Here is a 21514-nt window from a genome sequence, read left to right on the forward strand (position 1 = left end):
TAACTTGGAGTATTTTTTAGACTAACATAACTCAATAATAACCAAAAAAAACAAACTGTTAAATAGAGGATACGTTCGCTGTTTAGCATAAATAACAGAACAATGCAAAATAAAGGATTAGTAAAATTGTTTGCACTTTTATTCGGATTGGTAAGTATTTATCAATTGTCGTTTACATTTAAAGCAAACCAATTAGAAAGAAAAGCGTCAGAGCTAGCTATTAGTAAATACGACGAGTCGGTACCAGATTACCGTGCTTTAAGAAGTCAGGAAGAAGCAAAATATTTAGAATCGATTGCGGTCGATACTGTTTTTAACATCGGTATTGCAAAATACACTTATAACGATGTAAAAGAGAAAGCCATGAATTTAGGTCTTGACTTAAAAGGTGGTATTAACGTTATTTTACAGGTATCTGTAAAAGACATCTTAAAAGGATTGGCTAATAATACTAAAAACCCTGTTTTTAATAGAGCTTTAGACGATGCCACAGAAATTCAGAAAAATAGTCAAAACACCTATTTGGAAGATTTTTTCATCGCTTTTGATAAAATCAAGGGGAATACCAAATTAGCATCGCCAGATATTTTTTACACCAAATCTTTAGATGGTGACATTGTTGGTACCATGACAGATGATCAGGTGAAGAAAGTCATCGAAACTAAAATTGATGAATCGATTGTTTCTGCATTCGAGGTATTACGTAAGCGTATTGACGAGTTTGGTGTAACATCGCCAACTATTCAGCGTTTAGGAACTTCAGGAAGAATTTTAGTAGAATTACCTGGTGTTAAAGATGTGGAGCGTGCAACACAATTATTACAAAGTACGGCTCAATTGGAATTTTGGGATGCTTATAAAGGTGAGCAATTCTTTAGCTTTTTAGCGGAAGCCAATGAGGTTTTAAAAGGCGTAGTAGATGCAAAAGCAGCAAAAGGAAAAGCTGAAAGTCAAGATGATGAAAGTGCAAAAAGCGATACTATTGATGATTTATTAGGAGAAGCTGCAACAGATTCTACAGCAGTAACTACAGTAAATCCGTTATTCGATTTAATTCGCGGACAAGGGTATCAAGGCGGTCCTGTGATTGCGCAGTTCGAAATTAAAGATAAAGAAACCGTTTTAAACTATTTAAACTTACCACAGGTTAGAGCATTACTTCCTGTAGAAATGCGTTATGTAAAATTCGCTTTCGGTAAGCCAGAAAAAGACAGTGAAGTTGTTGATTTATACGGACTTGTAGGTAATAGAGATAATATTCCGCAATTAAGTGGTGATGTAGTAACCGATGCTCGTAATGCATTCGGACAAACAGGAAAACCAACCGTTTCTATGCAAATGAATGCCAAAGGCGCTAAAATTTGGGAAGAAATGACGGGTAAAGCGTATACGCAAGGAAGTCAGATTGCCATTGTTTTAGATAACGTTGTGTATTCTGCACCAGGGGTAACTACAGGACCTATTTCTGGAGGAAGTTCTGAAATTTCAGGAACTTTTACATTAAATGAAGCGGTCGATTTAGCAAATGTGTTACGTGCAGGTAAATTACCAGCGCGCGCCGATATCATTTCAAGTGAAGTTGTTGGACCATCATTAGGAAAAGAAGCCATCCAAAGCGGTACGTTGTCGTTTATGATTGCTTTGGTATTGGTATTAGTTTGGATGATTATATATTATGGTAAAGCAGGTGGCTATGCCGATGTTGCCATGATTTTAAATATCCTCTTAATTTTTGGTATATTATCTGGTCTGGGCGCGGTCTTAACGCTACCCGGCATTGCGGGTATCGTACTTACCATTGGTATGTCGGTGGATGCGAACGTAATTATATTCGAGCGTACTAAAGAAGAAATCGCCAAAGGTAAAGGGCAAAAAGAAGCTGTTCAAGACGGATTTAGCAATGCCTTATCATCTATTTTAGATGCGAACATTACTACAGGATTAACCGCATTAATACTATTTATTTTTGGAACAGGTCCTATTAAAGGATTTGCTACCACTTTATTAATCGGTATTTTCACATCCTTATTCACCGCTATATTTATCACAAGATTATTAGTAGATTGGTATTTAAACAGAGGAGGTAAACTAGATTTTACAACGGCATTAACTAAGAATTTATTCAGAAACATCAATATTAAATTCTTACAAAAACGTAAGGTAGCCTATATAGTTTCTGGGGCCTTTATTATTGTTAGTTTAGGATCTTTATTTACCAATAGTTTAGATCAAGGTGTCGATTTTGTTGGAGGTAGAACCTATCAAGTGCGTTTTCCTCAGGACGTGAGTGCTTCAGAAATGACCTCGACTTTAATTGGTGCTTTTGGAAGTGCCGATGCCAAAACGTTTGGAGCAGATAATCAGTTAAAAATCACTACTAAATATAAAGTGAACGAAACAGGTTCAGATGTCGATGAAGCGATTAGAAAAATGCTTTACACAACATTACAGCCTCATTTAAGTGGTGTGTCTTACGAAGATTTCATTAGTGATTCCGATACAAAAACGGTTGGAATTATGAAGTACTACAAAGTAAGTCCAACAATTGCCGATGATATTAAACAAGCATCATTCTGGGCTATTTTAGGATCGTTAATCGTTGTGTTCTTATACATCTTATTCCGATTTAAAAGATGGCAGTTTTCGCTTGGAGCGGTATTGGCCGTATTCCACGACGTATTGATAGTGTTAGGGGTATTCTCGTTAACTTATAAGTTTATGCCATTTAGTATGGAAATAGATCAGGCATTTATAGCCGCTATTCTTACGGTAATTGGATATTCGTTAAACGATACGGTAATTGTATTCGATAGAATTAGAGAATATTTTAACGAGCATACCAGCTGGAGTTTAGATAAAGTGGTAGATGTGTCTTTAAGCAGTACGTTAGGTAGAACCTTAAATACTTCGTCTACAACACTGGTGGTGTTATTAGCGATCTTTATTTTTGGAGGTGAATCTATACGAGGATTTATGTTCGCATTAATCGTTGGTATTGTGGTAGGTACGTATTCCTCTTTATTTATTGCGACACCAGTAATGTACGATACGCTGGATAAAGCAAACAAGCGTAAAGAAAAGAAAAGCTAAGTAAAAATTATAGTTTTAACAAGCCCATCAACATAATGTTGATGGGCTTTTTTTTTTACATCAAACAAAACTAAAAATATACTTAAAGTCGTATATACAACAAGCGGCTAATTTCTATACTTTTGATTAGAATTATAAGACTTCAATTAAAACATTTATACCCTTGTGAGAACAAATCCATCATTATCTAAAAAATTCCTTTTTGTTTCGCGTTGGGGCGAATCTTTAGATATTATTAATACCATAAAATTAGAAGGTCACGAAGTTAAAATGTATATCGACGACAAACCTTCTAAAGAAATAGGCTATGGTTTCGTACAAAAAGTAACCCAATGGGAAAAACATGTAGATTGGGCCGATGTTATTGTTTTCGATTATACAGGTTTTGGTAAAATTGCTGGTGAACTTCGAAAAAATGGTAAGCTGGTTATTGGGGGAACAGAGTACACAGATAAGTTAGAATTAGATCGGAATTTTGGACAATCTGAATTAAAGAAACATAAAATTAAAGTCATTCCTTCTGAAGAATTTACCTCATTTAACGATGCCATTCAATATATTGAAAAACATCCAAATACCTACGTTATTAAACCCTGTGGCGAAACACAAGAACTCAAACAATTGTTGTTTGTTGGAAGTGACGATGAGGGGTTAGATGTTATTCGCGTATTAAGAGCTTATGAAAAGTCTTGGGGCGACGAATTTGGTAACTTTCAGTTGCAAAGACGCGTAAAAGGAGTCGAAGTATCCATTGCCGCATTTTTTAATGGCAACGAATTTATTTACCCCGTTAATATCACCTTCGAGCACAAAAAACTTTTCCCGAAAGAATTGGGTGTTTCTACCGGTGAAATGGGAACCAGTATGTTTTGGACTAAAGATTCTCCCATCTTCGAAGCTACCTTGTTAAAATTTCAAAACACCCTCGCTAAACATAATTTTATTGGGCATATAGATATTAACTGCATTGTAAATGGGAATGGCATTTTTCCGTTGGAGTTTACATCGCGTTTCGGATACCCACAAATATTTATTCAGCGCGCAGGCATTAACGAACCTATAGGAGAGTTGTTTTATAAATTAGCAAGCAAACAAAAATTCAAAATTAATGTCAAAAAAGGGTTTCAGGTCGGCGCTTTTATTGTGGTGCCACCGTTTCCTTATGAAGATAAAAAAACCTTTAATCTGTTTTCTAAAGATGCCGTAGTGGTATTTAAAAAAAATGGAAAAGAAAAAGAAGGTGTACATCCCATGCATTTAAAAAAGGTAAACGATCAGTGGCTTATTACCGGAAATACGGGAATTGCCGTGTTAGTAACCGGAACGGGAATTACCATGAAAGATGCCCAAAAAATGATGTATAACAGAATTAGTAATGTAATAATCAATAATGGCTATTACCGTACCGATATTGGCGATCGCTGGTCCGAAGATTCAGATAAACTTTGGTCTTGGGGATTACTGTAAAACACTTATTAAAGGTTAATATGACTTTCGAAGCTTGTACCAATTTCACTTCATTTTTTAATATACTTCCAAAAGACTGGCAAGACGGGATTGTACCATTTTGGGATAATTATAAAGAAACAACTAAAGGTTATTTGCTTATAGACAATAATAAAATAATCGCTGGTGGTTTGGTATTTTCTACTTGCCCTCCAGATATGTTATATGATAAAGATGAAGCAGAAACATGGATTAATCAGGGCTATTTATATGTTGGATTTATTTTTGTTATTGAAGAAAGAAGACAACAGAATTTAGGTTCTATTTGGTTAGACAATCTGAAGAAGGCATATACAAACCAGAAATTTTGGTTAACAATTGAAGACTTAAAATTAGAGGCTTTTTACGTTAAAAATGGTTTCAAGCGAATAAAAACATTAAATAATAATGGCTTAGAGGAAGTGCTTTATACGTTCGAATAATAATGCCATTAAAATTACCAATAATCACAATAAAAAAATCCTGTAAATTTTAATTAACAGGATTTTTTCTGGAGGCGGAAAGAATCGAATTTTCGTCCAAACAAGTAAGCAAAAGGCTTTTAAAAAATATTTAGCTTAACTGTCAGAGTAGAATAGGTTAATCTAATCTTATAATCGGTACACCAGCTTCCATTAATAGTTTTTCTACTTTAGGAATATCTATTGAAATAAATTGGTCCATTTTAGGTTTTAACCTATTGTATAATTCTTTAGCTATTTCATAGCTTTCCATGTGCATTTTGGTTGGACCATAGGTGCCTCTGTTTAAACCTGTTTGTGCAACAGAAATCCTAGAACTTAAAGTTGGTGTGTCTTTTTCACCTACTTCATCTTTTGACGCATATCCATTTAACAATTGTTTTAAACTTTGCATGGTTTCTAGAAGTGCGTTGACCTCTAATTCCAAAGCACCAGGATCTTTGGTAATATAATTGAGAGCCTTTTTAAAAGCTGTTGCTTTTTTTGAAGCATCATTAAATCGATTTGTCATAGTATTAACATTCAACTTAAGAGCCGTTAAATCTTTTATGTAACCAGCTATCTCATTTTTATTAGGATTTTCAAGCACATTCTGTCTGATGCGTTCTACCTCAAAATATTGGGTAATTCCTAATTGCTTCACGTTGCCATTTACATCTTCATACATGGTTACATTGTAAGTACCAGGTTCTACAAAAGTATTTATTGAAGAAGGTTTGTCTATTTTTTCAATTTCAACAGAAGCAATTATTTGTTTTTTTAAATTCCACGCAGTGCGATTTATACCTTTTTTATTAACGCCTTCAATTTTATCTACAAAATCACCATTGGCATTTTTGATAATAAAACTAATACTTGCTTCAATTTCATTATTTTCTTTATCTAAAGCATCCCAACCAGGAAATGGAATATTTTTGTTTTCCTTTTTTAAAGTCTTTTCAGATTTTTGTCTTTTAGCTTTTTTACTGGTGTAACCTTCTGGTAGGTAATAGGTAATTAATGCGCCAAATTCTGGATTGCTAGCAGTAAAATATCCTGCACCCTGACTAGATGTGCCGCCACTTATTGGTTCGTATTGTAGCGCTTTTCTAGGTTTAAATAAATGTGCTTTTAAAACTGAGGACTCATTGATGTCTCGCAACGCACTATAATCATCTAAAACATAAAAGCCACGACCAAAAGTGGCCGCAACCAAATCGTTTTCTCTTTTATGAATGGCTAAATCTTTAACAGAAATAGTAGGTAATCCTTGAGAAAATTTCATCCAACTTTTTCCTTGATTTATTGAAATATAAATGCCGTATTCAGTTCCCAAAAACAATAAATTAGGGTTAACATGGTCTTGCACTAGTCTCCATACTAAAGCATTATCTGGAATACCAATCGTTATAGATAACCACGTTTTACCACCATCTGTACTTTTAAATAAATACGGTTTGAAATCTCCAAATTTATGATTGTCCAATGCCACATAAACCGTTTCGGTATTGTGTAAATCAGTTTTAATATCATTTACAAAAGCCGTTGCCGGTACTCCGGGTAAATTGGATACTAGCATTTTTGTCCAGGTATTACCACCATTTCTGGTATACTGTATAATGCCATCATCTGTCCCTGCAAAAATGATTTTTTCATCCAAAGCAGATTCAGAAAGTGATGTGATTGTATTATAAGTGGACATAGCATATACGTCCCAAGCGGCATCCCAACTTTGTTGTTTTCCCATAATAGGGTGTGTAAAGCGTTCTTCATTTTTAGTTAAATCACCTGAAATAGGTTTCCAGCTATCACCTCTGTTATCCGATCTCCATACACGCTGTGTGCCAAAATAAAGTCGTTTAGGGTCGTGGTTACTAACAAGAATAGGAGAATCCCAATTATTTCTTTCATATGGTTCATCTATTCCTTCTTGAGGTTTAATAAAAGTAGCTTCACCTGTGGTTCTATCGATTCTGTTCAGATAACCTTGCTGTGATTGTGCATATACAATGTTAGGGTTTCCGGGTTCTGTAGCAGGTTGATGCCCGTCGCCACCCAGTAAAACAAACCAATCTGAATTTGCAATGCCATCCGTTCTTAATGTTCTTGATGGCCCTCCTTGTGAATTGTTATCTTGAGTGCCTCCATAAATATTATAAAAAGGTTGTGCATCATCTATTGCCAATTTGTAAAATTGTGTAGTAGGGAGATTGCTAACATATTTCCAAGACTCGGCATTATCAAAAGATTCATAAATGCCTCCGTCAGTCCCAATTAATAAGTAATTTGGGTCATCTGGTTTAAAGGTTAAGCTATGGTTGTCCGAATGCTTATCAGCTTCTTTCATGTTGTTAAATGTTTTTCCACCGTCTTCAGATACTTGAACACGAACATCCATCAAATATATTTTATCAAAAACATGTGGAGACGCTACCAGTTCTTGATAATAATGAGGACCAGTTCCACCGGAAACCGTATTTGACATTTTAGACCAACTTCCGCCGTTATTATCAGAGCGGTATATGGCGCCTTTTTTTCTTTCTAATTCAATAGCTGCATATAAAACATCGGGGTTTATAGGAGAAATGGTTAATCCTATTTTACCCATATCACTTTTAGGTAAGCCATGTTTTAGTTTATTCCAAGTTTCTCCGCCATCGATGCTTTTATAAAGGGCAGTACCTTCACCACCACCAATGTAAGCGGCTATATTTCTGTGACGTTGCCAGGTTGCTGCGTAAAGCACTCTTTCATCTCTCGGGTCTATAACAATATCGGTAACACCAGTCCATTCATTACTACTTAAAACTAGTTTCCATGTCGTGCCACCATCTATAGATTTGTATAAACCCCTTTCGCCGCCAGAACTCCATAAAGGGCCTTGTGATGCTACCCAAATTTCTTGAGAATTTTTAGGATTTACTATAATTTTTGAAATGTGTTCAGATTTTTTCAAGCCTTTATTTAGCCAATGTTCTCCACCATCATAGCTCACATAAATACCATGCCCAACACTAACATGTCGTCCTCCTACGTTTTCGCCACTACCAAGCCATATGGTACTGGAATTATTAGGGTCTATCGTTATGCAGCCTGTAGAAAAAAAGGATTCCTTATCAGTTAAAGGAGTCCATGTGGTTCCAGAGTTAATGGTTTTCCAAACACCACTTGAGCCCTCGGCGACATACCAAATATTTTGATTGTTTGGGTCTATGGCAATATCGGCAACTCTACCAGACATAAAAGCGGGACCAATACTTCTAAATTTTAAGCCAGAAATTGCAGATTCAAGTTGTGAGGTATCTTTTTCTTTTTCTTGGGCAGTAAGTGAACAAATAATAAAGAAAAAGATAAATGGATTGATTAGTTTTAACATGAAGTTTTGTTTTTTTAAATTTAAACAAAACAGTTAATTTTTTAGCTTAAAAAGCAAAAAAAACTCATTAAATTAAATCGCTTAACTTAATGAGTTTTAAAAGTGGAGTCGCCGAGATTCGAACTCGGGTCCAAACAAGTAACCAAAAGGCTTTCTACACGTTTATTCTTTTCTTGTTTTTTCGACTGTAAACTGGTTAAAGACAACCTATTTACAGCTTAGCTTTTTAGTTTCAAATGGGCATCAAAGCACTACCCATTCTATGTTAACATTTACGATGCCTCAAAAAGAACGCCGTTAACCAAGGCTTTCAAGAGACATTTAGCTTTCCAACCTTGTTGGACTAGGCACATCTTACTATAATTCAGATTAAGCAGCTAAAGCGTAGTTATTCTCGCCGTTTAAATTTTGACCTAGCCTTTTACGTGTTTCAAAGTCATTACACGACGTGCTTACAATTTAATTAATCTCGCTGTCAAAACCAGTCGACCCCAAATTGTATTATTATTTTGGCGTTACCCTAATGGGTCAGGTTTTCCGCTGTATCTTTTGCAAAAGCAAAAGGATGCCGCTTCAACCCTTAACGCGGGCAGCAAAGGTATCAAAAAACTTTGTTTACCGCTTAAAATCTATTACTTTTAATCAAAATTTATACCAAAAAATTTGTGTCAGTCAATAGTAAAATAAGGTTGCTAAGCAATCCTAAGGTTAAAGAGGTGTTTAATGCGTATCCCGATGCGGTAAAAACCAAATTACTGCATCTTAGAGACTTGGTTATAAATACAGCAAACCAAATAGAAGGTCTTGAAACACTAGAGGAAACCCTTAAATGGGGAGAACCTAGTTATCTTACTAAATACGGAAGCACCTTAAGAATGGATTGGAAACCGAAAAATCCGAACCAATACGCCATGTATTTTAAATGCACTTCTAAATTGGTGCCAACATTTAAAACGATATTTAAAAATCAATTTAATTATGAAGGCACACGCGCCATTGTGTTTAATTTAAACGAAGACATTCCTGAAACCGAATTAAAACAGTGCATTTTACTGGCATTAACCTATAAAAAAAGAAAATATTTACCATTATTGGGAGCATAATACATAAAACCTATGAAATTCGCCATCATTAAAGAACGAAAAAATCCACCAGACCGCCGTGTGGTATTTTCACCATCCAAACTAAAAGCATTTAAAAAGCAATTTCCAGAGGCTATTATAAAAGTAGAATCCAGCGATATTCGTGTGTTTTCAGATAAGCAATATGGCGCTGCTGGTTTTGAAGTGACGGATAATGTATCCGATTGCGATGTACTCATAGGAGTTAAAGAAGTGCCAATAGAACATCTTATTCCTAATAAAAAATATTTTTTCTTTTCGCATACCATTAAAAAACAGCCTTACAACAGAAAATTATTAAAAGCTGTTTTAGAAAAAAATATCGATTTATACGACCACGAAACAATTGTGAACCAGAAAGGCATTCGCTTAATTGGGTTTGGTCGTTATGCTGGTATTGTTGGTGTTTACAATGGGTTTAGAACTTGGGGATTAAAATTTAACTCCTGGGTTTTACCACGTGCAGAAACCATACATGACCAAGACAAGTTAATCGAGCAATTAAATAAAATCTCTGTTCCTAATATTAAAATTCTACTAACCGGTAGCGGTAAAGTGGCGAATGGGGCTCAAGAAATGTTGGATGCCATGCATATAAAAAGTGTTTCGGTAAACGATTATTTAAACAAAACTTTTAACGAGCCAGTATATTGTAAAATAGATGTTTTAGACTATAACAAGCGCAAAGATGGAAAAGTAATCGATATGTACGATTTCTTCAACAATCCTAAAGACTATGAATCTGATTTTATGCGTTTTGCAAAAGTAACCGACTACTACATTGCCGGACATTTTTATGGTGATGGCGCACCCTATTTATATACCCGAGACAATGTAAAATCACCCGATTTTAATATAAAAGTAGTGGCCGATATTAGTTGCGATGTCGATGGGCCAGTGGCAACAACTTTAAGAGCATCAACCATTGCAGATCCTATTTATGGATACCATCCGCAAACAGAACGTGAAGTTGACTATAAAAATGAAAAGGCTATTGCCGTTATGGCAGTCGATAATTTACCCTGTGAACTTCCTAAAGATGCTAGTGAAGGGTTTGGAGATATGTTTTTACAACATGTTATTCCTGCATTTTTTAATAACGACGCAGATGGTATTTTAAAACGCGCCCAAATTACGGCTAACGGAAAATTAACAGAACGTTTTGCGTATTTACAAGATTATGTAGACGGAAAGTAATAACTTTAAAGCTGAAATTATTTAGATGACAAAAACTGCTTTAGTTACTGGTGCTGCTTCGGGGTTGGGATATGAATTATCGGTTTTATTAGCCAAAGATAACTACGACTTAATACTGGTAGATATAGATGAAACAAATCTTGTAAAAGTTAAATCTGCGTTACATGATACTTATAAGTGCCAGATTACTATTTTAGTTAAAGATTTAAGCAAGCCAAATGTTGCTAACGACATTTTAAATGAGATTAAATCCGTCTCCATAGATGTGTTAATTAATAACGCTGGCTTCGGTTTGTTTGGTACCTTTTCTGGTACCGACTGGCAACGCGAATCGGATATGTTGCATCTGCATATTTTAACAACAACGCATTTAACCAAATTAGTTCTAGATGGCATGTTGCAAAAGGGCTCTGGTAAAATATTAAACATGTCGTCGTTGGCGGCTTTTCAACCCGGACCATTAATGTCTATTTACTACGCTTCAAAAGCATATATGTTGTCTTTTTCTGAAGCCATTGCGAACGAATTAATTGGTACTGGAATCACGGTAACAGCGTTGTGTCCGGGACCTACAAGCACCGAATTTCAGAGTGTAGTTTCAGAAAACACCGTAGACAATAAAATACGTTTTAATATGGCCTGCCCATCTAAAGTGGCGTTATATGGTTATAATGCCATGAAAAAGGGTAAAACAGTTGCCATTCCTGGGAAGTTTAATAAATTTTTATCTGTGTTACCTCGATTTTTAACAAGAAACAGAGCAACTGCTATAGTTCGAAAAATTCAAGATAAGAACAGGAATGAGTGATTTGCATTAGTCGTTATTTTTGAATGTGTTAATTTGGTATTCTAAAATTAAAACGCTTGGTATTCCTAAGGTATAGGCAATTAGATCTGATACATGAAAGGTGCTTCCTAAGATGAGTTTTGCTATATGACTGTTTTGAAGGTTTAACGCTTTTAGAATATTAGCCAGTTGTAAAAACTCTACAATAAAAGAAATAGCTAATACAATTATTGCTATTTTAAAATGATTGCCTTTTATAAAACTTTTAAAAAAGCAATACATTAAAATGACTACCAAATAATCGCCAACCGTATGGCGTATAAATCCGGTTTTTAAAAATATAGCTATACATGCTTCAGTGACCAAAAGTAATAAGGTTAGGACGCTATATGTTTTGTTGAATTGAAGTTTCATAAATTAAAATTCTGATGGGAATTCTATATTAATAAGGATAATAGAATAAGCAATTGCTATGGGAATGTTTAAAAGCACCATGCCACATGTTTTTATTATTTCGTGTTTTTCTTTTGGATTTACGAATAAGTAAATTATCAACCCTAAAAGAGCTATGGTATTTAAAATGACGGCTACAATTATAAAGATGATTCCAGGATATACTAGTATGTAAGAATGATGAAAAAATAATTGGAGGGCAAATAAGATGGTTCCAATAATGAAACTACTTGCTGCTATGGTTTTGCTTGTTGTTATAAAAATGTTCATGGGTTGGTTTTTGCGTTAGCGATTGAAGCGGCATCCTTTTTTGAGGCACGAAAAAAAGATATAGCGAAAAGCGCGACCCCCTCCCGATAGTTATCGGGATCTGGGGGTAACGCCCATATAATTAATTAATAAATTTATCCGTTGTTCCAATCTATTTTTCTGGATACATACATAACAGCCGATAGTATAATGAATAAACCGATGCTGCCAACTAAAAGGGCATAGTTTTCTAACTGAATGATGACGTAGATAAACGTGTATAGCGCTGTGAGCGATAGCCCGATAAATAGAGGGAATTTAAATGTTGTTAAAATGGATTTTGAATAGAGGGTGATGAGTACGATGACCGATGTTCCTGCTATTAAATAGGCTTTTAAAAAGTTACTGTGTTCTGATATGGAAACTAAAAGTGTGTAAAACATGATTAGTGCTAACCCAATCATTAAATATTGAAACGGGTGAATATTAATTTTGCTTAAGGTTTGAATTAAAAAGAATATCAAAAAGGTTAGGCCGATTACAAGAAACCCATATTTAGCAGAGCGTTCACTTTTTTGATATTCGTCTACCATAACCATAAATTTTGTGCCAAAAGCAAACTCTTTAAGATTTGGTATTTTGTTTAGATGTTGTTGCGAAAAGGCACGGTTAATATGCAAGACTTTCCAATCTGCTTTAAAGCCCGCTTTCGATATTTTTTTGGTTTCGTCGTTTGGTAAATAGTTACCCATAAAACTTGGGTCTGCCCAATTGGAGGTCATGCTCATGGTGGTTGTTTTGCCTATCGGGATTATTTCTATTTGTTTACTGCCATTAAAATTCATCTCGATATTAAAACTGGCATTGTCTTGTTTAGATAAATCGTCTACTTTTATAAAATCCGATTCCAGTGTATTTAGTTGCTCCGTGTTTGAGTCTTCATTAAAATTAGTTTGAAAGGCGTAGGTGTTGTTGTTAAGTTTTAAAAGCATTTCGCTTTTTATGCCTTTTAAATTGGAAGTTTGGATTATTACAGTGGCTTTTTCCCAGATGAGATCTTCTTGTTTTATGCCTTTTAAGCTTAAATCTGTTGGGATGTAATCACCCGAAAAGTGCATATTAGTAGTAAATACGGCCGATTCAAAATTACCTCGATTTAGGGATTTGGAATTTACTTTTACAGTTGAATTTAGCGTTTCAGGAAAAATATAAGCGTAATTAATATGTGTTTGGGTTTCCTTTAAATAAGATTTTGTTTTTTCAACGTAAGTTGTAGTTTCAGAATACGATTTGTAGGGAATCTTTAAGATTGGGCCATAAACCAATACATGGTTACCCCATTTCTCATTTATTTCATTAATAACATGGTTTTGCCTTAGCGCACGTTCGTTAATTAAGTTGTTGATGAAAGCTAAAGGAATTAGTAGAATTATTACCAAGAAACCTACCATAAGCATTCTTGCGGTAATAGATGTTTTTAGCCAGTTGCCAAATTTGTTTTGCGATGATGTGTTTGTGTTTTCCATGTTGATAAATGTAAAGTACTTTGAAATACAAAGTAAAAGATTAAAAAAAAGCTTAGTGTTTATTAATTATTTTTTCGAGGGCATCGATGTGTTTTTTAAATTCAAGTTCTCCTAAATGGGTTGTGCTATAGCGCGTATTTGGTTTACGTTCTATAAATTGCTTCTCAATTTTTATGTATTCTGCCGTTTCTAATGCTTTAGTATGGCTCGCTAAATTACCGTCTGTTACCTCTAAAAGTTCTTTTAGGGTGTTAAAATCGGCGTACTCATTCACCATTAAAATAGACATGATGCCTAATCTAATTCTGTGATCGAATACTTTATTGATGTTGTTTATAATGCTCATTTTTGTCATTCCCGCGAAGGCAGAAATCTTATTTATACATTCAAAATTTAACTTCCTGCCAATGGCGTTCCAAATATTCCGACTGCTAATTCTATCCAAATTATAAGCAGTAAAACTATAATAATTGCAACTAGTAAGATGCGATTCTTTGGTTTTTTTAGGTGTCGTAATACAAGCTCGAGTAACAAACCTGCACCAAATAGGAGTGTGGCAGCCACTACAAAATCGGATAGGGTCCAATTAACTTCATTGGAGAATTGCATAGCTATTAAAGGGATTGCCAGCAAAATTGTAACAAAAAGTAAAATGCCTATTAATCTTTTATTGGATGGCTTCATTTGCTCGTAATTTAATTTCTGTCGTATTTAAAATGCATCCAAGTACCATAGATAATGTGCATAACACCAAAACCTAAAACCCAAAACCAAAAGCCATAACCAGGATATAAAGCGCCCAGTAAGCCTAACACGATTTCAATATATCCTAAATATCTAATATCGCCAATGCTGTATTTTGAGGCATTTACTAAGGCTAATCCGTAAAAAATAAGCATTAATCCACCGGTTTGTCCATATTTTTCCTGTCCCAGAATTATTAAGATATACAGGCCACCAACCACTAGAGGAATTAAAAAATTAACCACCAAACGTTTGGAAGTGGCGTCCCAGATTTTAACACCGTTCTTTTTGGCTTTTCTGGTTGTTAAAATAATGGCGGTTACAATACTAAAAAGCGCCACCATCGATAGAATAAATAGACAAATTCTAAAAATTTGGCCGTCTAATATAAGATAGCCTCTTTGCGATGTGGTAACTAACCAATAGGCGATAGTCGCCCCAATTATGGCATACATACCGGCTAATATTCCGGATAGGCCACTAAGCGAAATAAAACGCGACGATTTGTTCATCATGTTTTTAATTTCACTGATATCTTTTAAATAATCGTTTGATTCCATATAAAAGTACTTTGAAATACAAAGTAAATGAAAATTATTTGAATTATCACGTATATTTTTATTTTTTGCTAATAATTGATTATCTTATATACTAATTCACTGATTGTTAACATTAAATAAAGTTGTCATGAATCCTCAATTGTTGTTTTCGATTTTCATTATTGTATTTCTATTATCGGGTATCCGTATTATTTTTGAATATAAACGTGCTTTAAAATTCCGGTTTGGTAAGTATGTTAAAACCCTTAATCCAGGCTTTAGATGGATAATTCCATTGGTGGATACGATTCAGGTAGTAGATATTCGTGTTATTACTATTAATATTGTGTCTCAAGAAGTGATGACCGAAGATAATGTGCCTTGTAGTATTGATGGTGTGGTGTTTTTTAAAGTTGTAGATCCGGAAATGGCGGTGCTGGAAGTTGAAGAATACAATTTTGCCATTACCCAGTTGTCTCAGGCAGCGTTGCGTGATGTTTGTGGTAAAGTGGAATTAGATACTATTTTATCGAAGCGCGAAGAGATGGGTAAAAATATTAAAAATATAGTAGAAGAAGAAACCAAGGGTTGGGGTATTGAAATTATTGATGTAAAAATTAAAGATATTCAATTGCCTGAAAATATGAAGCGTATGATGGCAAACCAAGCAGAAGCCGAACGTTCTAGAAGAGCGCGTATTATTTTAGCTTTAGCTGAGGAGCAGGCAGCAGGAAAATTATTGGAAGCTGGTAAACTTATAGACCAGTCGCCATCTGCCATAAAATTAAGATTGTATCAAACCTTATCTAATATTGCGGCCGAAAAGAATTCAACGATTCTGTTTCCGTTTCCTGAAGAAGTGTTGCCACGTGGTTTAAAACCTGATATAGCTGAAAAAGCTATAAAAGCGATAAAAGGTAAAAAAGCTAAAAAATAAAAGATGTCTATAAATGAGAACTCAAAAACACCTTTTAAAATTATCTAAAAGGTGTTTACAAGTTTTCTTATGGCTACTAAATTAGTAAGTAGTTTTTCTAAATTATCGAGGTGTAGCATATTGGCGCCATCGCTTTTGGCGTTTGCTGGGTCGAAATGCGTTTCAATAAATAAACCATCAACATTATTAACAATACCTGCTCGGGCAATGGTTTCAATCATGTCGGGTCTTCCACCTGTAACACCAGCAACTTGGTTGGGTTGTTGTAACGAATGTGTAACATCTAAAACTGTTGGTGCATATTGACGCATGGTTGGGATACCTCTAAAATCTACAATCATATCTTGGTAGCCAAACATGGTGCCTCGGTCGGTTATCCATGCTTTATTGTTTCCAGAATCGTATATTTTTTGCACCGCATGTTTCATGCTTTCCGGACTCATGAATTGTCCTTTTTTTAAGTTCACCACTTTTCCAGTTTGTGCTGCTGCTATCAATAAATCGGTTTGGCGCACTAAAAATGCTGGAATTTGTAAGACGTCTACATATTGTGCTGCCAAATGCGCATCTGATATTTCGTGAATATCGGTAACCGTAGGCACATCAAACGTATCGGACACTTTTTTAAGAATTTTTAAAGCTTTTTCGTCGCCGATGCCTGTAAAACTATCCACACGACTACGGTTTGCTTTTTTAAAGCTTCCTTTAAATACATACGGAATTTCTAATTTATTGGTTATAGAAACTACTTTTTCGGCAATTCTTAAGGCCATATCTTCACCTTCGATGGCGCAGGGGCCACATAGTAGGAAAAAGTTGTTTGCGTTCGTATGTTTTATTTTTGGAATTTCTTGAAGATTCATGTCTTAATTTTTAATGCAGCAAAGATAAGATTAATGTACAATATAAATAATCACTTTTTAAATTGAATTGAATGTACTTAGCAAGTGGGTGCATTAGCGTCCCGATAGTTATCGGGAGAAATGGCAGCCTTTTTTGCGCGCGCTTATGCGCGAAAAAGCTATAATGGATAGCGCGACCCTTTGTGGCTTAATGAGTTAGCTTAAATTTTATTCGTATTTTTGATAGCCACAAAGGGGAATGCTCAAAAAAAAAATATTACATTATTTATCCATTAATTATAATTACCTTTGCACGCTTAAAATAAGGCACTATTATGGCTAATATTAAAAACATTGCAATTATTGCACACGTTGACCACGGTAAAACTACCTTGGTTGATAAAATCATGTACCACTGTCAGTTATTCCGTGAAAACGAAAATACTGGTGATTTAATTCTTGACAACAATGATTTAGAGCGTGAAAGAGGTATCACCATTACTTCTAAAAACGTTTCTGTTATATATAAAGACACTAAAATTAATATTATTGATACGCCCGGTCACGCGGATTTTGGAGGTGAAGTAGAGCGTGTACTAAATATGGCCGATGGTGTATTATTATTAGTTGATGCTTTTGAAGGTCCGATGCCACAAACCCGTTTTGTATTGCAAAAAGCGATTGATTTAGGGTTGAAACCATGTGTTGTTATTAATAAAGTAGACAAAGAAAACTGTACCCCAGAAGAAGTGCACGAAAAAGTGTTCGATTTAATGTTTGAATTGGGTGCAGAGGAGTGGCAGTTAGATTTCCCTACCGTTTATGGGTCGGCGAAAAATAACTGGATGAGCGACGATTGGAAAAACCAAACAGATTCTATTGAGCCTTTATTAGATATGGTGATTGCCCATATTCCTGCCCCAAAAATTGAGGAAGGAACTACGCAAATGTTAATTACATCTTTAGATTTCTCGTCGTTTACAGGACGAATTGCTATTGGACGTTTAACACGTGGCGGATTAAAAACCGGACAGAACATTTCTTTGGTAAAAAGAAACGGAAGTATTGTAAAATCCAAAATTAAAGAAGTTCATATTTTTGAAGGTTTAGGTCGTAAAAAAGTAGATGAAGTTCAAACAGGAGATATTTGTGCATTAGTTGGTTTAGAAGGATTTGAAATTGGTGATACTGTTGCCGATTTTGAAAATCCACAAGGTTTGAAAACCATTGCAATTGATGAACCAACTATGAGTATGTTGTTTACTATTAACGATTCGCCTTTCTTCGGAAAAGATGGAAAGTTTGTAACATCGCGACATATTAAAGATCGTTTAACTAAAGAATTAGAGAAAAACTTAGCATTACGCGTTAATGAAACGGATAGTGCTGATAAATTCTTGGTTTTTGGTCGTGGTGTATTACACTTATCGGTTTTAATAGAAACCATGCGTCGTGAAGGTTACGAAATGCAAATTGGACAGCCACAAGTTATCATTAGAGAAATTGATGGTGTTAAATGTGAACCAGTTGAAGAAATGACGATTGATTTACCTGAAAATGTTTCTGGTAAAGCCATTGAAATGGTTACCATGCGTAAAGGTGAAATGTTAAGTATGGAAGCTAAAGGCGACCGTATGGTTTGCCAGTTCATGATTCCGTCTAGAGGTATTATAGGTTTAAGAAACCAATTGCTTACAGCGACCGCTGGTGAAGCCATTATGGCACACCGTTTTAAAGAATACCAACCCTTAAAAGGAGGTATTCCAGAGCGTCAGAATGGCTCTTTAGTATCTATGGAAAAAGGACAAGCGATTCCATATTCTATCGATAAATTACAGGATAGAGGTAAGTTTTTTGTTGACCCGGGTGAAGATATTTACGAAGGACAAGTAATTGGCGAAAACTCTCGTGGTGATGATATGACGGTAAACGTAACAAAAACTAAAAAGTTAAGTAACGTACGTTCTTCTGGTGCCGATGATAAAGCTAGAATAATTCCAGCAATAAAATTCTCGTTAGAAGAGGCGTTGGAGTATATTCAAAAAGATGAGTATGTTGAGGTGACGCCAAACCACTTGCGTATACGTAAAATCTATTTAACGGAAGTTGAAAGAAAACGTAATAAAGGTATCTAACCAAGTATTGCGAGAGCAAAACAATGTACTTTTAAGAAAAATTACCCATTCAAAATATATAGATTTTGTAGGTGTAATTTTAGTCTTGAGTATTTGTATTTATAATAATTTTCACGAAACCATATATTATCAGGGAGGAATTCAATTTGGAGTTCCTCTTCGTGATTTTAGCAATTATATTTCAAAAGGTGGTTTTCCAATAGGATTACTTTCTACCATAGGTGCGGTCATTTCATTATTAGCTGCAAGGCTTATTGTAAAGCAGCGTAATTTGGGAAATTTAATAGGGATTTTTACTACTGTAAATTCGGGGGTAATTGATTATTTGTTTGGAAATCATTCAGCTATTATTACGTATCCATTAACCTTTGCAATAGCCATATTAGCTACTAAAAAATGGCATGACGGCGAACGTATAAAGAAAATTGATGGCAAATATTGGCTGCTAGTGTTCGTTGGATTTTTAACCTCGTATACGCTCGTGTATCTGGGGTTTTATTTATTTGGAACTACGATTGACAACGTAATTTTTAAGCATTCTGTTGCCATCATCTTTGGTATTTCGTTAGTGGGAAATATTAGTACGGCATTCAAATACGAACAAACTTTTTTAACCTGGTCTTTTTATAACGTGGCTCAGCTTATAAAGAATACTATACAAGGAAACATTGCTAATGTAGTGAAGTATATATTTTATCTTTTAAACGCTATTTTGGCATTTTTTGATTGGAAAATTAACGGAGATGTTAAAATAAAAAATTAAACTAATTATGGAATTATTGGGAATAGCCTTAGTAGAATGGGTTGGATATGCTGCTATGGCAACAGTGCTAGTATCGTTTTTAATGAAATCGGTAATAAAATTACGAATAATAAACTCTTTTGGCTGCCTGTTTTTTGTTGTTTATGGTTTTATGTTAGCGCCCATTTCGATGCCTATTGTCATTACTAATTCAGCTATTTTATGCATTAATGTGTATTACCTTCTTAAAAGAATAGGATAATTTTTTATTCATGTATTAAACCCTGCGTATTATATCGAATTAAATATTCATACGTAAAATGATTTTGTATATTTGATTCCTTCGAAGGGATTTGAGTATATAATAAGTCGTTATAATTTGTAAATACGTATTTACAAATTTTATATGGGTTTATATCAATAATAAGAAAACACATATTAATTGAAAAAATTAATAGACTACATAAATACAAATGTGTTAATTAAGGTGACGTCGTTACAAACTGTTTCTGTAATTACGCGCATCATAGCAGGCTTATTAACATCAAAAGCTATCGCTGTCTTTATTGGTCCTACCGGATTGGCTTTAATAGGAAATTTACAAAATTTTGTTAGTGCATTTCAAACCGTTTCGATACTTGGTTTTTACAATGGTGCTGTAAAGTATATTTCAGATTTTAAGGATGATGTTGTAGAACTTAGCAAAACCCTTTCTACCATTTTTTATGTTGGTTTTGTCTCAACTATTTTGGTGTCGTTTCTGTGCTATTTTAATGCAGAACAGATTAATACGATAATATTTCCTGTTTATAATAATTATGCTTTTGTAATCAAGATTTTTGCCATTGTATTGCCTTTTTATGCTTTAAATATGTTTTCATTTTCAATAATGAACGGCTTTGCAAAGTATAAAATTCTTATTGTAATTAATATTATAGGTCAGATTTTAAGCGTTTCAATTGCCTTGCTTTTAATCTATCAAAATAAAATTAATGGTGCTTTAATTTCGGTTGTTATTGCCGAATCTTTGATATTTTTAATCACATTAGTTGGTATCATTAACAGACGGTCGCTCGTAACCTATATAAAAGTTGATAGTATAAGTCTAAGCTTTTTAAAGAAAATGAGTTCTTACTCGCTTATGGCGCTTTTTACAGCTGTGATAATGCCTTTAGTAGCCATAGCAATTCGTTCTTATATTATAGATAATGTTGGGTATAAAGATGCTGGTTTTTGGGAAGCAATGACGAGAATTTCGAAGTATTATTTAATGTTAGCGAGTTCCCTAATGGCGTTATATATTCTACCCAGATTTTCTGAGATTGACCATGTAAAAGAATTTCGAAAAGAAGTTTTTGGTTTTTATAAAACCATCATGCCGTTTTTATTAGGCGGATTGGTTTTAATGTATTTACTCCGATCGGTAATCGTTAGAGTGGTGTTTACCGGAGAGTTTCAACCGGTTGAAGATTTATTTTTATGGCAATTACTGGGCGATTTTTTAAAAGTATTATCCATGGTAATCGCTTACCAATTTCTTGCTAAAAAGATGTTTTGGCATTATATATTAACAGAAGCATTTTTGGTTATCATTTTATACGCTACCAGCGTTTATTTTATAGATATTTACGATAGTGTAAAAGGCGCTGTATTGGCGCACTTTGTTAGTTATATTATGTATTATAGCATTATTTTACTCATATTTGGAAGTTCGCTTTTTGGGGTTGATAGCAATAAGGTAGAAGAGTAGTCTTTTGTTTAGATTTTAATGCATTTTATAAAATCCTGTTTTTATACAATAGGTTTGTTAATTTGTTTATTTTTGTTTAA

The 21514-nt window shown here is 34.4% G+C and carries 19 protein-coding genes and 1 other RNA gene; 11 read left to right on the top strand and 9 right to left on the bottom strand.

The genetic code is table 11. The features are described from left to right. Positions 1-102: 102 nt before the first annotated feature. The 3 genes from secDF to ACFQ0I_RS13795 all read left to right on the top strand — a co-directional run bounded on the left by secDF (position 103) and on the right by ACFQ0I_RS13795 (position 5018). Positions 103-3090 (top strand): protein translocase subunit SecDF, encoded by a 2988-nt coding sequence (gene secDF / locus ACFQ0I_RS13785; RefSeq protein WP_379943212.1) that lies wholly within the window; start codon positions 103-105, stop codon positions 3088-3090. Between the two features lie 165 nt (positions 3091-3255). Continuing rightward, entirely contained in the window at positions 3256-4557 is a 1302-nt protein-coding gene (locus tag ACFQ0I_RS13790; RefSeq protein WP_379943214.1) for a phosphoribosylamine--glycine ligase, read from the top strand. A gap of 20 nt (positions 4558-4577) precedes the next feature. Then, positions 4578-5018, top strand: coding sequence for a GNAT family N-acetyltransferase (locus ACFQ0I_RS13795; protein ID WP_379943216.1), 441 nt, complete (start codon positions 4578-4580; stop codon positions 5016-5018). 157 nt (positions 5019-5175) lie between these two features. Here the strand turns inward: ACFQ0I_RS13795 and ACFQ0I_RS13800 are convergent, their stop codons facing one another. Both ACFQ0I_RS13800 and ssrA read right to left on the bottom strand, forming a co-directional pair. Next, positions 5176-8412, bottom strand: coding sequence for a WD40/YVTN/BNR-like repeat-containing protein (locus tag ACFQ0I_RS13800; RefSeq protein WP_379943218.1), 3237 nt, complete (start codon positions 8410-8412; stop codon positions 5176-5178). Between the two features lie 100 nt (positions 8413-8512). Beyond that, positions 8513-8905: a transfer-messenger RNA gene (gene ssrA, locus ACFQ0I_RS13805) on the bottom strand. Between the two features lie 172 nt (positions 8906-9077). Between ssrA and ACFQ0I_RS13810 the strand changes: the two genes are divergently transcribed. The 3 genes from ACFQ0I_RS13810 to ACFQ0I_RS13820 are packed head-to-tail and all read left to right on the top strand — an operon-like array spanning position 9078 to position 11538. Beyond that, positions 9078-9515 (top strand): DUF1801 domain-containing protein, encoded by a 438-nt coding sequence (locus ACFQ0I_RS13810; protein ID WP_379943220.1) that lies wholly within the window; start codon positions 9078-9080, stop codon positions 9513-9515. 12 nt (positions 9516-9527) lie between these two features. After that, a complete protein-coding gene (locus ACFQ0I_RS13815) occupies positions 9528-10730 on the top strand; it encodes an NAD(P)-dependent oxidoreductase (RefSeq protein ID WP_379943222.1) in 1203 nt (400 codons plus the stop codon). Positions 10731-10755: 25 nt separating this feature from the next. Then, positions 10756-11538, top strand: coding sequence for an SDR family NAD(P)-dependent oxidoreductase (locus ACFQ0I_RS13820; protein WP_379943224.1), 783 nt, complete (start codon positions 10756-10758; stop codon positions 11536-11538). 6 nt (positions 11539-11544) lie between these two features. Here ACFQ0I_RS13820 and ACFQ0I_RS13825 read toward each other — a convergent pair whose 3' ends face one another. The 6 genes from ACFQ0I_RS13825 to ACFQ0I_RS13850 all read right to left on the bottom strand — a co-directional run bounded on the left by ACFQ0I_RS13825 (position 11545) and on the right by ACFQ0I_RS13850 (position 15049). Further along, the gene (locus ACFQ0I_RS13825) at positions 11545-11931 is read right to left on the bottom strand and encodes a ribosomal maturation YjgA family protein (protein ID WP_379943226.1); all 387 of its coding nucleotides are present in this window, start codon (positions 11929-11931) and stop codon (positions 11545-11547) included. A gap of 3 nt (positions 11932-11934) precedes the next feature. Continuing rightward, positions 11935-12240, bottom strand: a complete 306-nt coding sequence (locus tag ACFQ0I_RS13830; RefSeq protein WP_379943228.1) for a hypothetical protein — start codon at positions 12238-12240, stop codon at positions 11935-11937. A gap of 134 nt (positions 12241-12374) precedes the next feature. Continuing rightward, the gene (creD, locus tag ACFQ0I_RS13835; protein ID WP_379943230.1) at positions 12375-13745 is read right to left on the bottom strand and encodes a cell envelope integrity protein CreD; all 1371 of its coding nucleotides are present in this window, start codon (positions 13743-13745) and stop codon (positions 12375-12377) included. 52 nt (positions 13746-13797) lie between these two features. Beyond that, on the bottom strand, positions 13798-14091 hold the full coding sequence (locus ACFQ0I_RS13840; protein ID WP_379943232.1) for a winged helix-turn-helix domain-containing protein: 294 nt from the start codon (positions 14089-14091) through the stop codon (positions 13798-13800). Positions 14092-14138: 47 nt separating this feature from the next. After that, positions 14139-14429 carry a hypothetical protein gene (locus ACFQ0I_RS13845; RefSeq protein ID WP_379943234.1) on the bottom strand — a complete coding sequence of 97 codons (291 nt, stop codon included), beginning with the start codon at positions 14427-14429 and terminating at the stop codon, positions 14139-14141. Positions 14430-14440: 11 nt separating this feature from the next. Continuing rightward, positions 14441-15049 carry a hypothetical protein gene (locus ACFQ0I_RS13850; protein ID WP_379943236.1) on the bottom strand — a complete coding sequence of 203 codons (609 nt, stop codon included), beginning with the start codon at positions 15047-15049 and terminating at the stop codon, positions 14441-14443. Positions 15050-15176: 127 nt separating this feature from the next. Between ACFQ0I_RS13850 and ACFQ0I_RS13855 the strand changes: the two genes are divergently transcribed. Next, positions 15177-15965 carry a slipin family protein gene (locus tag ACFQ0I_RS13855; RefSeq protein ID WP_379943238.1) on the top strand — a complete coding sequence of 263 codons (789 nt, stop codon included), beginning with the start codon at positions 15177-15179 and terminating at the stop codon, positions 15963-15965. Between the two features lie 44 nt (positions 15966-16009). Here the strand turns inward: ACFQ0I_RS13855 and kdsA are convergent, their stop codons facing one another. Further along, positions 16010-16828, bottom strand: coding sequence for a 3-deoxy-8-phosphooctulonate synthase (gene kdsA / locus ACFQ0I_RS13860; RefSeq protein WP_379943240.1), 819 nt, complete (start codon positions 16826-16828; stop codon positions 16010-16012). Positions 16829-17142: 314 nt separating this feature from the next. Here kdsA and typA point away from each other — a divergent pair, with 314 nt between their 5' ends. The 4 genes from typA to ACFQ0I_RS13880 all read left to right on the top strand — a co-directional run bounded on the left by typA (position 17143) and on the right by ACFQ0I_RS13880 (position 21434). After that, on the top strand, positions 17143-18942 hold the full coding sequence (gene typA, locus ACFQ0I_RS13865; RefSeq protein WP_379943242.1) for a translational GTPase TypA: 1800 nt from the start codon (positions 17143-17145) through the stop codon (positions 18940-18942). Next, the gene (locus ACFQ0I_RS13870; RefSeq protein ID WP_379943244.1) at positions 18914-19705 is read left to right on the top strand and encodes a nicotinamide mononucleotide transporter family protein; all 792 of its coding nucleotides are present in this window, start codon (positions 18914-18916) and stop codon (positions 19703-19705) included. Before typA ends, ACFQ0I_RS13870 begins: the two co-directional genes overlap by 29 nt. 7 nt (positions 19706-19712) lie before the next feature. Further along, positions 19713-19946, top strand: a complete 234-nt coding sequence (locus ACFQ0I_RS13875) for a uroporphyrinogen decarboxylase (RefSeq protein WP_379943246.1) — start codon at positions 19713-19715, stop codon at positions 19944-19946. Between the two features lie 180 nt (positions 19947-20126). Further along, on the top strand, positions 20127-21434 hold the full coding sequence (locus tag ACFQ0I_RS13880; protein WP_379943248.1) for an O-antigen translocase: 1308 nt from the start codon (positions 20127-20129) through the stop codon (positions 21432-21434). Positions 21435-21514 lie beyond the last annotated feature (80 nt).

This window comes from Mariniflexile aquimaris, from assembly GCF_042676825.1.
In the GTDB taxonomy this organism is placed as follows: domain Bacteria; phylum Bacteroidota; class Bacteroidia; order Flavobacteriales; family Flavobacteriaceae; genus Mariniflexile; species Mariniflexile aquimaris.